General features: G+C 68.8%; 11 protein-coding genes. 1 reads left to right on the top strand and 10 read right to left on the bottom strand.

Features of this window, described 5'->3' with window-relative positions; all coding sequences use genetic code 11:
• Positions 1-56: 56 nt before the first annotated feature.
• From carA to BST17_RS17825, 6 genes are all read right to left on the bottom strand, one after another.
• Positions 57-1,217 (bottom strand): glutamine-hydrolyzing carbamoyl-phosphate synthase small subunit, encoded by a 1,161-nt coding sequence (gene carA / locus BST17_RS17850; RefSeq protein ID WP_083060225.1) that lies wholly within the window; start codon positions 1,215-1,217, stop codon positions 57-59.
• Positions 1,214-1,714, bottom strand: a complete 501-nt coding sequence (locus tag BST17_RS17845; protein WP_083060224.1) for a PH-like domain-containing protein — start codon at positions 1,712-1,714, stop codon at positions 1,214-1,216. Before BST17_RS17845 ends, carA begins: the two co-directional genes overlap by 4 nt.
• 166 nt (positions 1,715-1,880) lie before the next feature.
• Positions 1,881-3,176 carry a dihydroorotase gene (locus BST17_RS17840; RefSeq protein ID WP_083060223.1) on the bottom strand — a complete coding sequence of 432 codons (1,296 nt, stop codon included), beginning with the start codon at positions 3,174-3,176 and terminating at the stop codon, positions 1,881-1,883.
• Complete coding sequence (locus BST17_RS17835; protein ID WP_083060222.1) at positions 3,173-4,132, bottom strand: aspartate carbamoyltransferase catalytic subunit; 960 nt, start codon at positions 4,130-4,132, stop codon at positions 3,173-3,175. Before BST17_RS17835 ends, BST17_RS17840 begins: the two co-directional genes overlap by 4 nt.
• A gap of 28 nt (positions 4,133-4,160) precedes the next feature.
• On the bottom strand, positions 4,161-4,739 hold the full coding sequence (pyrR, locus tag BST17_RS17830) for a bifunctional pyr operon transcriptional regulator/uracil phosphoribosyltransferase PyrR (protein WP_083060221.1): 579 nt from the start codon (positions 4,737-4,739) through the stop codon (positions 4,161-4,163).
• Between the two features lie 68 nt (positions 4,740-4,807).
• On the bottom strand, positions 4,808-6,091 hold the full coding sequence (locus BST17_RS17825) for an MFS transporter (protein WP_083060220.1): 1,284 nt from the start codon (positions 6,089-6,091) through the stop codon (positions 4,808-4,810).
• Positions 6,092-6,174: 83 nt separating this feature from the next.
• Here BST17_RS17825 and BST17_RS17820 point away from each other — a divergent pair, with 83 nt between their 5' ends.
• Positions 6,175-7,383 carry a serine hydrolase domain-containing protein gene (locus tag BST17_RS17820; RefSeq protein WP_083060219.1) on the top strand — a complete coding sequence of 403 codons (1,209 nt, stop codon included), beginning with the start codon at positions 6,175-6,177 and terminating at the stop codon, positions 7,381-7,383.
• Here the strand turns inward: BST17_RS17820 and BST17_RS17815 are convergent.
• Genes BST17_RS17815 through BST17_RS17800 form a run of 4 tightly spaced genes read right to left on the bottom strand, consistent with a single transcriptional unit; the run spans position 7,380 to position 12,992 of the window.
• Positions 7,380-10,052 carry a fumarate reductase/succinate dehydrogenase flavoprotein subunit gene (locus BST17_RS17815; protein WP_083060218.1) on the bottom strand — a complete coding sequence of 891 codons (2,673 nt, stop codon included), beginning with the start codon at positions 10,050-10,052 and terminating at the stop codon, positions 7,380-7,382. The two genes, BST17_RS17820 and BST17_RS17815, sit on opposite strands and share 4 nt — an antisense overlap.
• Positions 10,049-10,792: an ABC transporter ATP-binding protein gene (locus BST17_RS17810; protein WP_083060217.1), complete on the bottom strand. Its 744-nt coding sequence runs from the start codon at positions 10,790-10,792 to the stop codon at positions 10,049-10,051. Before BST17_RS17810 ends, BST17_RS17815 begins: the two co-directional genes overlap by 4 nt.
• Positions 10,789-11,631 carry an ABC transporter permease gene (locus BST17_RS17805; RefSeq protein ID WP_083060216.1) on the bottom strand — a complete coding sequence of 281 codons (843 nt, stop codon included), beginning with the start codon at positions 11,629-11,631 and terminating at the stop codon, positions 10,789-10,791. The genes BST17_RS17810 and BST17_RS17805 overlap by 4 nt, the downstream gene beginning before the upstream one ends.
• A complete protein-coding gene (locus BST17_RS17800) occupies positions 11,628-12,992 on the bottom strand; it encodes an ABC transporter substrate-binding protein (RefSeq protein WP_083060215.1) in 1,365 nt (454 codons plus the stop codon). Before BST17_RS17800 ends, BST17_RS17805 begins: the two co-directional genes overlap by 4 nt.
• Positions 12,993-13,009: the final 17 nt, after the last annotated feature.

Below are 13,009 nucleotides of genomic sequence, written 5' to 3'. Positions count from 1 at the left end.
TGCACACGACACACCCTGGAAATTCCAACATCTGCGCACGCTCGCCGCGTCTGCAGTCACTTTTGACCGTCCAGCAGGTCGATGAACTGGTCGAACAGGTACTCGGCATCGCGCGGCCCGGCGGCCGACTCGGGGTGGTACTGCACCGAGAACGCGCTGCCGTCGACGAGTTTGATGCCCTCGACGGTGCCGTCGTTGGCGCAGGTGTGGCTGACGATCGCCCGCCCGAACTCGGTGTCGAACTCCTCGCCGGCCTCACCTTCGAGCGCGAAACCGTGGTTCTGCGCGGTGATCGCGACGCTGCGGGTGGCGTGATCGATCACCGGGATGTTGATACCGCGGTGCCCGAAGGTCATCTTGTAGGTGGACCGTCCCAGCGCCCGGCCCAGGATCTGATTGCCGAAACAGATGCCGAACAACGGGATCCCGGCGCCGAGCACCTCGCGGGTCACACCCACGATGTGATCGGCGGTGGCCGGGTCGCCCGGCCCGTTGGACAGGAACACCCCGTCCGGTTTGAGCGCGACGATCTCGTCGAACGTGGTGGCCGAGGGCAGCACGTGGCTGCGGATGCCGCGTTTGGCGAAGTTGCGCGGGGTGTTGGTCTTGATGCCGAGGTCGATCGCGGCGACCGAGAATCGCGCCTCGCCGATCGGATCCACCGTGTACCGCGTCTCGGTGGACACCTCGCCGGCGAGGTCCGCGCCGAGCATCGAGGGCTGATTGCGCACCCGGTCGACCAGGGTATCGGTGTCGGCGAGCGCATCCCCGGAGAACACCCCGGCCTTCATCGACCCGACGGTGCGCAGGTGCCGTACCACCGCGCGGGTGTCGATCCCGGCGATCCCGACGATGCCCTGGCGTTCCAGCTCGTCGTCCAGGGTGCCGGTGGCGCGCCAGCTCGATGCGCGCGGTGAGGCGTCGCGCACGGCATAGCCGGCGACCCAGATCTTGTCGCCGTGGCTCTCGCCGTCCTCGCCGTTCCAGCCGGTGTTGCCGATCTGGGGCGCGGTGGCGACCACGATCTGGCGGTGGTAGCTCGGGTCGGTCAGGGTCTCCTGGTAGCCGGACATGCCGGTGGAGAAGACCGCCTCACCCAGTGTCTGTCCGATGGCACCGAACGCAGTCCCGGTGAACACCCGGCCGTCCTCCAGCACCAGAAGTGCTCGCTCCGTGTCGATGCGCGATCCGCTGCGCTTCTCGCTGCTGGTGGTCACACGTCCTCCTTGACCCATTTGTTCGTTTCTCTCCGATCGTCGGCACGGAAACCGGTGTCGATCTCGGTGCCCGACGGAAGCTTCCAGCGGATGGCCACGATGCCCTCGTGGGTGAGCGCCTTACCGGCCATCGCGCGCTCGCCGCGCACCGCCACGATCGACTCGTCCGGGATCCAGATCGGGCCGGTTCCGCTGCGCTGCAGCATGATGCCCTCGGGGTAGCGGGTGAGCACGGCCTTGGACCGGAATCCCAGCGCCGCCGCGGCGACCTTGTCATTCCAGTGCGGGGCGATGGTGCTGCCGACATAGAGACCCGGGGTGGGTCCGGTCAGCACCGGCCCCACGGTGTCGGGCAGCGCAGGCAGGTTGCCGATCGCCTCGATCTGGCGCTCGATGCGGTGCCGCCACCCGGTCACCAGGCGGCGGATGAAGAAGCCGATGAGTACCGCGATGACGACCGCCAGTACCAGCGACCCGATGAGCGTGCCTTCATTCATGCGCGATCCGCTCCGCTACTCGCTGGGCCGTCATGCGAGCCCTGCTCCGCTACTCGCTGCGCCGTCATGCGAGCCCTGCTCCGCTACTCGCTGCGCCGTCATGCGAGCCCTGCTCCGCTACTCGCTGGGCCGTCATGCGAGCCCTGCTCCGCTACTCGCTGGGCCGTCATGCGACCGGACTCCGCCCGTCACGCGCGGTCACCTTGCCACGCAACAGTGTCAGCGTCACCTTCGCGGGCAGATCCATCGACTCGAATGGGGTGTTGTCCGACCGGCTGGCCAGCGCGGAGCCGGTGACCGTCCAGCCGGCGTCGGGGTCGACGACTGTCAGGTTGGCCGGCTCCCCCACCGCCAGCGGGCGGCCCTGGTCGGGCAGACCCACGATGGCCGCCGGCGCCTCGCTCATCACCCGGGCCACGTCCCGCCAGCTCAGCAGGCCGGGCTGCACCATCGTCTTGACGACCACCGACAGCGCGGTCTCCAGGCCCAGCATGCCGGGGCGGGCGTTGGCGAACTCGCAGCACTTCTCCTGCTCGGCATGCGGCGCGTGATCGGTGGCCACACAGTCGATCACGCCATCGGCCAGAGCCTGACGCAGCGCAGCCACATCACTGGCCTCACGCAGCGGCGGGTTCACCCGGTTGCGACCGTCATAGTCGGCCAGCACGCCGTCATCGAGCATCAGATGGTGCGGGGTGACCTCGGCGGAGATCGAAATGCCCTGGCCCTTGGCCCATTTCAGCAGTTCCACGGTGCCCGCGGTGGAGGCGTGGCAGATGTGCACCCGGGCGCCGGCATCGCGGGCCAGGATCGCGTCGCGGGCGACGATGGACTCCTCGGCCGAGCGCGGCCAGCCGGTCAGGCCCAGCTTCGCGGCATTGGGTCCCTCGTGCGCCACCGCACCGACGGTGAGTCGCGGCTCCTCGGCGTGCTGGGCGATCAGCACACCGAGACCACCGGCGTATTCCAGCGCGCGGCGCATGATCAGCGGATCGTGCACGCAGATGCCGTCATCGGAGAACATCCGGACCTGGCCCGCACCGGCGGCCATCAGACCCATCTCGGTGAGTTGCTTACCCTCCAGGCCCACGGTGACCGCGCCGACCGGATGCACGTCGACGAGCCCGACCTGCCTGCCGCGGTGCCAGACGTGATCGGTGACCACCGGGCTGTCGGCCACCGGGTCGGTGTTGGCCATCGCGAACACCGCCGTGTATCCCCCGAGCGCGGCTGCCGCCGAACCGGTTTCGATGTCCTCGGCGTACTCGCGGCCGGGTTCGCGCAGATGGGTGTGCAGGTCCACGAACCCCGGCAGCATGACCTGGCCCGTTGCGTCGATCTCGGTCTCGGCGGCCTCGGACCCGATCCGCGCCTCGATCCGGGTGATCTGGCCCTCGGCGATCAGCACGTCGACCGGGTCGCCCTCACCGTAGAGCCGGACACCCTTGATCAGCACAGTCACACCGTCACTCCCACTCCATCGGCGCCGGCCCCCACCAGCAGGTGGAACAACACCGCCATGCGCACATGCACCCCATTGGAAACCTGTTGCAGCACCGCCGATTGCGATGAGTCGGCCACCGAGTAGGCGATCTCCATACCGCGCAGCATCGGCCCGGGATGCAGCACCACCGCATGATCGGCCAGGGTGGCCTGCCGCTTCTCGGACAGCCCGTAGAGCACCGAGTACTCGCGTGCCGACGGGAAGAAACCGCCGTTCATGCGCTCGGCCTGCACCCGCAGCATCAGCACCGCGTCGGCAGCGGGCAGTTCGGCGTCCAGGTCGTGCGACACCGTCACCGGCCAGCCCGCGACGCCCACCGGCAACAGCGTCGGCGGGGCAACCAGCACCACCTCGGCGCCCAGGGTGGTCAGCAGTTCCACATTCGAGCGGGCCACCCGGCTGTGCAGCACATCGCCGACGATCACGACCCGTCGGCCCTCGATGCTGCCGAGCCGTTGACGCAGCGTCAGGGCATCGAGCAACGCCTGGGTGGGGTGTTCGTGGGTGCCGTCGCCGGCGTTGATGACCGCCGGTCCACCGGTGTCGTCGGACTCGGAGGTCCATTCCGAAAGCTGCTGCGCCGCACCCGATGCCGGGTGCCGGATGATCAGTGCGTCGGCGCCGGCGGCGCGCAGGGTCAGCGCGGTGTCGCGCAGCGACTCGCCCTTGGCGACCGAGGAGCCCGAGGCGCTGACGTTGATCACGTCGGCGCTCATCCACTTGCCGGCCACCTCGAAGGACACCCGGGTCCGGGTCGAGTTCTCGTAGAACATCGTGATGATGGTGCGACCCCGCAGGGTGGGCAGCTTCTTGACCTCGCGGCCCAGCAACGCCTCGCGGAAGCGGTCGGCGTCGTCGAGGATCGCGGTGGCCTCCTCGCGCGACAGGTCGGCGGCGGTGAGAAGGTGTTTCATCCGTGCTGTTTCCTCTTGGCGCGAGCGCTCATCGGGCGGGCCCTCCCTGCGGTGCGATCCGCACGCTGTCCTCTCCGTCGGGCTCCTGCAGGCGCACCTTCACATTCTCGGCACGCGAGGTGGGCACGTTCTTGCCGACATAGTCCGCGCGGATCGGCAGTTCGCGGTGGCCACGGTCCACCAGCACCGCCAGCTGCACGATCCGTGGCCTGCCGATATCGCGCAACGCGTCCAGCGCCGAGCGCACCGACCGGCCCGAATACAGCACGTCATCGACCAGGATCACCAGCGCACCGTCGATACCGCCGGCCGGGATCGAGGTGGATTCCAACGGCCGCGGGGGCTTGATGTTCAGGTCGTCGCGGTAGAGCGTGATGTCCATGGCCCCGTGCGGCAGTTGCACGCCGGAGAATTCCTCGACCCGCTCGGCGAGCCGGGCGGCGAGCGTGACCCCGCGGGTCGGAATGCCCAGCAGCACCACGCGCGGCGCGTCCGGTGCATCCAGCGCGGTCTTCTCGATGATCTGATGCGCGATGCGCGAGATGGTCCGGCTCACATCGGCGGCGGACATCAATTCCCGGTCGGGGCTCGGCACGGCTTCGCCCACAGTCAACCTGGACCCCCTTCTCCGCCTCTCTGGACGGATCGTTAAAGGACGTCGAACTGCCGGTGAGCTTAGCAGGCCGACGACGCCGGACCGGCGCGCAGGGATGTGCCCTTCGTCTCGGGCAGCGCCCAGGTGCACAGCACGCTGACGGCGACGAATCCGGCCATCATCAGGCCCACCGCCCAGCCGCCGAAGTCCTCGACCAGCAGGCCGGCGACCAACGGCGGCAATGCTCCGCCGACGATGCCGGCCAGATTGAAGGCCAGCCCGGCGCCGGTGTAGCGGTACCGGGTGGCGAACGTCTCCGGCAGGAACGAGGCGATCGGGCCGTAGGAGACGCCGAAGATGGCGAAGGTGCCGCCGATCGCGAGCGCGAACAGCGCGGCCGAGCCGGTGTCGATCATCGGCATGACGACGAACGACCAGGGCAGCGCGACGGCGAAGCCGGTGAGGATGATCCGGCGCCGCCCGTGGCGGTCACACAGGATGGCCGATATCGCCGTGGTGGACATCAGCGCGACGCCGGCCAGCACGCCGACCGCCAGGATGAGGGCACGCGGATGCCCGATCTCGGTGCTGGCATAGCTGAGCAGGTAGGTGCCGCCCAGGAAGCTCATGGTGAAGATGCTGACCATGCATCCCGCGGCCAGCAGCACCTGACGCCATTGCCGACGCACCAGCTCGGCCAGTGGCGCACGCGGCACCTGTCCGGCGCGCCGTTCGTCGGCGAACACCGGCGTCTCCTCGATGCTGAGCCGGATGTAGAGGGCCACGATGACCAGCAGACCGCTCAGCAGGAACGGCACCCGCCATCCCCAGTCGAGGAACACCTCGCTCTTCTCCCCGATCGTCACGGCGACCACGAAGAAGACCAGATTGCTGACGGCCAGGCCGGCTCCCGCGCCGAGTTGGGTGAACATGCCGTACCGGCCGCGCCGGCCGGCGGGTGCGTATTCGGACGACAGCAGCGCCGATCCGGCCCATTCGCCGCCGACGGCGAAACCCTGACAAAGCCGTAGACACAGCAGCAGGATCGGCGCGGCGATCCCGATGCTGACCGCACCCGGCACCAGCCCGACACCGACGGTCGAGATGCCCATGATCAGCAGCGTGGCCACCAGCGTCTTCTTGCGGCCCAATCGATCCCCGAAGTGCCCGAATACCGCCGCGCCGATGGGCCGGGAGAAGAAGGCGGCGGCGAAGGTGCCCAGCGAGGAGACGGTCGCCATGGTCGGGCCCATCTCGGGGAAGAACACGTGCGGGAAGATCAGCGCCGCCGCCGTCCCGTAGATGTAGAAGTCGTAGAACTCGATGGCGGTGCCGACGAAGCTGGCGAAGGCCACCCTGCGCATCGGCGGCGCCGTCGCGCCCGGTTGTCCCGTTTCGGTCACCGCCGAAGTATGCGCCTGCGGCCGCGCCGGTTAACGTCGCGTGGGTGAACCTCGAGAACAACCGGGCCTCGATCTCGGAGGCCATCGACGCCGGGCTGCTCGCCGGCGCCGTCACCCTGGTATGGCATGCCGGCCGGGTCGTCCAGGTCAACGAGCTCGGACACCGCGATGTGCGGGCCGGTCTGCCGATGCAGCGGGACACCGTGTTCCGGATCGCCTCGATGACCAAACCGGTCACCGTCGCCGCGGCGATGTCGCTGCTCGAGCAGGGTCGTTTCCGCCTCGACGACCCGGTGTCGCGCTGGCTGCCCGAACTCGACGGGCTGCGGGTGCTCATCGAACCGCACGGCCCGCTCGACGACACCACCGCGCTGCGTCGAGCCATCACCTTCGACGATCTGATGACCCATCGGGCCGGCTTCGCCTACCCGTTCTCGATCACCGGCCCGCTGGCCAAGGCCTACGGCCGGTTGTCCTTCCGGCAGAACGAGCAGCGCTGGCTTTCCGAGCTGACCCAGCTGCCGCTGGCCCACCAGCCCGGTGCACGCATCACCTACAGCCACGGCACCGATGTGCTGGGCATCGCGATCTCCCGGATCGCCGGCCAACCGCTGCACGAGCTGCTCGCCGAGCGGATCTTCGGGCCACTGGGCATGTCCGACACCGGTTTTGCCCTCAGCCTGGCTCAGCGGCGCCGGATGGCGACGATGTATGCGCTGGGCGAGGGCGAGCAGCCCACCCTCCGCGACGATGTCATGGGACCGCCGGCCCTGACGCCGCCGGACTTCTGCGCCGGCGGCGCGGGTTTGATGTCGACGGCCGACGACTACCTGGCGTTCGCCCGGATGCTGCTGGAGAACGGCACCGTCGACGGGGTGCGGGTGCTCGCACCGGAGTCGGTGCGGCTGATGCGCACCGACCGATTGACCGAGGAACAGAAGAGCCACAACTTCCTGGGCGTCCCGTTCTGGATCGGCCGCGGATTCGGGCTGTCCATGTCGGTGGTCACCGACCCGGTGCAGTCCGAGCGGTTCTTCGGTCCGGGCGGTCGGGGTACCTTCGGCTGGCCCGGCGCGTTCGGCACCTGGTGGCAGGCCGACCCGGCCAACGACGTCATCGTGCTGTACCTGATCCAGAACTATCCGGACCTGACCGCCGATGTCGCACAGGTGGCCGGCAACACTTCGATGGCGAAACTGCGCCTGGCACAACCGAAGTTCGTCCGCCGCACCTATCAGGGGCTTGGCCTCTAGACCGGCTCCAACGCGCGGCGTGCGTACGCGCGGACGTCGGCATCGACATCCTTGAGCGCAAGGCCGAGCGCATCGCGGGCCGCGGCCTCCGAGTCCGCCCACCGGGTCAGGCTCAGCACGGCGGCCTTGCGCACGTCGAGGTGGGTGTCGGTGAGCGCCCGCGACAGCGATGGCACCGCCAGCGGAGCCGACACCCCCGACAGCGCCCGCGCCGCACCGACCCGGATCTGCCACGCGGGCTCGGCCAGTGCCCGTTCGATGACGGGCACATCGGCATCGGCGTCACCCAGCTCGCCGAGTGCGCCCAGCGCGGCGGCACGGACCAGCGGATCACGGTCGGCGAGCAACATGCGTACGACATCCGCACCGGCCATCAACGTCGCCAGCGCATTGGCGACGGCGATGCGGACCTCACGGCTGTCATCGGTGGCCGCGACGGCCACACCCTCCACATCGTCGACCGAGACCAGCGCGCGTACCGCCTCGATGCGGACCCGCTGATCGGTATCGGTGAGCGCCTGCCGGTAGCCCGCAGCGGCCCCGGCCCGCCGCGAACTCAGCACGTACACCGTCGCGGCGCGCACCACCGGATCATCCGAATGCAGGTGCCCGGCAATGGCTTCGGGATCGGGTAACACCTCGATGAGCTCGCGTACCGAGTCGGCCGCCTGCAACCGTACCTCGCGGTCCCCGTCGCCGAGCGCGGCCAGCAGCGCCGGACAGTATCCGTCGGGCAGGTTTTCCACCAGGGTCGCCACCGCGGTGCGCCGCACCCCGGCATCGGCGTCGGCGAGATACTCCGACAACTCGACCAGCGTCGGTTCGTCGAGTGCCAGCACCGCGGCGATCCGCGGGGACGGCGGCGCGACGACCGGTTCGGCGACCCGCGACACCACCGACGCCGGCGCCTTGCCGCCGAACAGTTCGGGCTGCTGCACCGCCACGACCGGGGCATCCGACGGCACGTGGTCCAGGCCGGGCACCGGGACCAGATACGGTGCCACCGGCCGTTTCAGGAACTCCATCTCACCGGCGGCGTTCTTGCGCAGGTTCAGGTGGAACCCCCACTCCGTGTCGTCGCGCATCGGCACGTCGGCCCGGTCATGGTAGAGGCCCCAACGGGATTCGGTGCGGGTCAGCGACGACCGCGCCGCCATCTCCGCGCAGTCGCGGATGAAGGACACCTCGACAGCACGCATCAACTCGTGCGGGGTGCGCGCCCCGATACCGGCCACCTCGTCGCGCATCCGCTCGAAGGTCTGCACCGCGATGGACAGTTTGGCAGCCGTCTTCGGCGGCGCCACATAATCGTTGACGAAGCGGCGCAACTTGTACTCGACCTGGGGTTGCGGTGGCCCGTCCGGTTGCCGCAGGGGCTGATAGATCAGCTCGTGAGCGGCAGCCAACTGATCGGCCGGCAGTTCGGTCGGCACCGGCGTATCGGCCAGCGTGCCCGCGGCGTGCTCACCGGCCAGGTCACCGTAGACGAACGCACCGATCATGTAGTTGTGCGGGACACAGGCCAGATCCCCCGCGGCATACAGTCCGGGCACAGTGGTGCGGGCGTGCTCGTCGACCCACACCCCGGACGCGGAATGTCCACTGCACAGCCCGATCTCGGAGATGTGCATCTCGATGTCGTGGGTGCGGTAGTCGTGACCGCGGTTGGCGTGGAACGTGCCGCGGGTGGGCCGTTCGGTGGTGTGCAGGATGTTCTCCAGGGCGGTCAGCGTCTCATCCGGCAGATGGGACACCTTGAGGTAGATGGGACCGCGGGCGGATTCGATCTCGCTGTGCACTTCGGACATCATCTGTCCGGACCAGTAGTCCGAGTCGACGAAGCGCTCCCCCGCCGCATTGACCTGATAACCACCGAACGGGTTGGCCACGTAGGCGCAGGCCGGTCCGTTGTAATCCTTGATCAGCGGATTGACCTGGAAGCACTCGATCCCGGACAGTTCGGCGCCGGCGTGATAGGCCATCGAGTAACCGTCGCCGGCATTGGTGGGGTTCTCGTAGGTGCCGTACAGATAGCCCGACGCCGGCAAACCGAGCCGGCCGCACGGACCGGTGGCCAGGATGACGGCCTTGGCGGCGACGGCCACGAACTCGCCGGTGCGGGTGTTGAGTGCGGCCGCACCCACTGCCCGTCCCCCATCGACCAGCACCCGGACCGGCATCAGCCGGTTCTCGATCTGGATCTTCTCGCGCATCGAGCGTTGCCGCATCACCCGGTAGAGCGCCTTCTTGACGTCCTTGCCCTCGGGCATCGGCAGCACGTAGGACCCGGAGCGGTGCACCCGGCGCACCGCATATTCACCGTGCTCGTCCTTCTCGAACTTCACGCCGTAGCGTTCCAGCCGCTGCACCATCGCGAAACCACGGGTGGCGGTCTGATAGATGGTGCGCTGGTTGACGATTCCGTCGTTGGCCCGGGTGATCTCGGCGACGTAGTCCTCGGGTTCGGCCTTACCGGGGATGACGGCGTTGTTGACACCGTCCATCCCCATCGCCAGGGCACCGGAGTGCCGCACATGGGCCTTCTCCAGCAGCAGCACCCGGGCGCCGTTCTCGGCGGCGGTCAGCGCGGCCATGGTGCCCGCGGTGCCGCCGCCGATCACCAGCACATCGCAGTCGAGCCGAACGGTGTCGGCGAGATCGGGAATCATGAATTGTCCAATGCATCGATGAGTTCGGTACGCAGTGCGCCTCGGTCCAGCCCCTCGGTCCGGGGTCGGGGAACCTCGCGCAGCAGCCGGAGGCCGCCGCCGCCCAGTACCGCCACCCGATCGCCGAGTTTGAGTGCCTCGTCGACATCGTGGGTGACGAAGACGATGGTCGTCGGATGTGCCCGCCAGGTGTCGATCAACAGACGCTGCATGGCTGCGCGGGTCTGCGCGTCCAGCGCCCCGAACGGCTCGTCCATCATCACCGCGCGGGGGGCGCCGGCCAACCCGCGGGCCAGCTGCACCCGTTGGCGCATCCCGCCGGAGAGGCTCTTGGGCAGGTAGTCGGCGTAGCCGGTGAGGTTGACCTCGTCGATCCAGCGTTCGGCGCGGGCCCGCCGCCCGGCCTTGGGCACCCCGCGGAGCTTCAGCGCCAGTTCGATGTTGGAGCGCACGCTGCGCCACGGCAAGAGGGCGCTGTCCTGGAACACCATTCCGCGGTCCCGGGAGGTGCCGGTGACCAGTTCGCCGTCGGCCAGTACCCGCCCGGCATCGGGGGCGAGCAGGCCGGCCAGCGCCCGCAGCACGGTCGACTTCCCGCACCCCGACGGTCCGGTGAGGACCAGGATCTCACCCGGCTGCACGGTCAGATCGAGATCCCGGACAACTGCAGAACCGGTGTAGGACAAGGTGACCGCGTCGAGCTCCAGTCGCATGCCGGCCGTGATCGTGGCGGCGGTCATCGGTTCGTCTCCTCGCCGCGCGGCAACCAGCGGGTGGCGCGCCGGCCGATGAGCTCGATGGCCGCGGCGGTGCCGAAGCCGAGCACCCCGATGGTGATGATGCCGACGAACACCCCGGGATAGTCGAGCACGGTGTAGGCCTGCCAGGTCCGGTAGCCGACACCGAGCCGTCCGGAGATCATCTCCGCCGAGATCACACATATCCAGGCCACCCCCATGCCGACCGAGAGACCGCCGAACAGGCCGGGCAGGATGCCGGGCAGGACGACCTGGCGCAGCACATCGAGCCGGCCGCCGCCCAGGGTGCGCACCGAGTCCTCCCAGATGGTCGGCAGGGCCCGCACCGCATGCCGGGTGCTCACCATGATCGGGAAGTACGCGGCCAGGAAGGTGATCGAGACGATGCCGGCCTCATCGGAGGGAAACAGCAGGATCGCCACCGGCACCACCGCGATGGCCGGGATGGGCCGCACCAGTTCGGTCAGCGGCCCGAAGATGTCGGCGAACCACCGGGACCGACCCAGCATGATGCCGGTCACCACGCCCAGCAGCGCCGCCAGTCCGAAGCCGGTCAGGATCCGGATCAGCGATTGCGCGAGATCCAACCAGTACTCGCCGGTGGCGGTCCTGGCCGCGAGCGCCCCGGCGATCTCGGTGACGGTGGGCAGCGTGTCGAACCGTAGCCAGAACCGAACACCGGTGGCGGTCAGCAGTTCCCACAGCCCGATCGCGGCCAGGACCGAGGCAAGCCGGATCAGCCGGTGCCGCCACACTCCGGGCGCCGCCGGTCTCTTCGTCTCCGGCGCCGCCGTCGTGGGTGGGTCCAGCAGCGCGGTCACTCGACACCTACCAGGGCCTCGCGGTAAGTGACGACGGCGGCGCCCGGGTGGGCGGCGATATGGCGCTGGGCGCCCGCCTGGGTGCCGAACGGCAGATAGTTCTGCCCGTCCCTGACCCAGACCGCCTTGTCGGCGAACCAGCGGGTGCCCAGTTCGGTGTCGGGGACGTAGGCGGCGCGCACGGTCGCACCGCGAGCCTGCGCAGCGCGCACCGCGCGCAACAACTCGGTCGGGTTGGCGACGGCCTGGGTGGTATCGGATCCCTGCAGCCAGAGTTCACCCGCCGCAGGTGTGCTCGTTGCGTTCAGTGCCGACTCGTAATCCTGTCCGCGTTCCTGGAAGGCCTTGCGCAGCGGGCCGTCGTTGACGAAGCCGGGGACGTCGAGTTCGGCGAAGTCACCGATCGACTTGAGGTAGGGGACGTCGCCTTCGAGAGCGTCGACGAGGGACGGTTTGAGCGTGGTGTCGAAGGAGGTTCCACCGGGTCCGTTGTAGAGGTAGACCACCTCCTGCGGCAGACCACTGCCCTCGGCGACGATGCGTGCGGCCTCCAGCGGCTCGTCGTTGAGGAATTCGGTGGCGTCGAGCTGTGATTGCAGGAAGGCGTCGAGCACCTCGGGGTTGCGGGCGGCGTAATCCTCGCGGACCACTACCCCGTGCAGCGTCGGGTAGTCCAGTTCGGCGCCGTCGTACAGCAGGCGCGCCTTGTCCTGGAAAACCAGTAGTCCCGGCCATGCGACGAATTGCGAAAGACCCTCCACCTGACCCGATTCCAGCGCCGACGCGCCGACCTGCGGCTGTTGGTTGAGCACCTCGACACCGGTCTTGGGGTCCAGTCCGGCACGCTCGAGGGCGCGCACCAGGGTGCCGTGGCCGGCGGATCCGACGCTCGCCGACACCTTCTGCCCGGCCAGGTCGGTCAGCGTCTGCGCCGGCGAGGCGGGGTCGACGACCACCATGTTCAGCGCACCCTTGGGGTGGTAGCCGGTGACCGAGACGATATCGGTGCGGGCGCGTTCGTTGGATTGGGTCTTGGAGCCGTTGATGAGCATCGGGTAGTCGCCCATGGACCCGATGTCGATCTTCTCGGCCACCATCTGCGCGGTGATCGGTGCGCCGGTGTCGTAGTCCTGCCAGGTGACGTTGTATCTGGTGCCGTTCTCGGCAGTGACGTCAGCCAACCGTTGCTCCAGGAATCCCTTGGCTCGCAACAGGGTTCCGGCGGTGACAGTGTTGATGGTCTTGGACTGGTAGCCGATGACCACGTTGACGACGTCGTCGGAGGACGCGGTGGAATCCAGTGAGCAGCCGGTGACGGACGCGGTGAGGGCAGCAAGCAGCGCAACGAGTGGTTTTTTCACATCGGGCCTTATCGTGG

Source organism: Mycolicibacterium bacteremicum (assembly GCF_002086115.1).
GTDB lineage: Bacteria > Actinomycetota > Actinomycetes > Mycobacteriales > Mycobacteriaceae > Mycobacterium > Mycobacterium bacteremicum.
The sequence above is the reverse complement of the archived record's forward strand: the minus strand, read 5'-3'. Positions and strand labels throughout refer to the sequence as shown.

Bases quoted from the DNA above. Each gene is read 5' to 3' on its own strand.
- BST17_RS17845 (WP_083060224.1), bottom strand. From the start codon at position 1,714: ATGAATGAAGGCACGCTCATCGGGTCGCTGGTACTGGCGGTCGTCATC.
- BST17_RS17835 (WP_083060222.1), bottom strand. From the start codon at position 4,132: ATGAAACACCTTCTCACCGCCGCCGACCTGTCGCGCGAGGAGGCCACC.
- BST17_RS17825 (WP_083060220.1), bottom strand. From the start codon at position 6,091: ATGCGCAGGGTGGCCTTCGCCAGCTTCGTCGGCACCGCCATCGAGTTC.
- BST17_RS17815 (WP_083060218.1), bottom strand. From the start codon at position 10,052: ATGATTCCCGATCTCGCCGACACCGTTCGGCTCGACTGCGATGTGCTG.
- BST17_RS17810 (WP_083060217.1), bottom strand. From the start codon at position 10,792: ATGACCGCCGCCACGATCACGGCCGGCATGCGACTGGAGCTCGACGCG.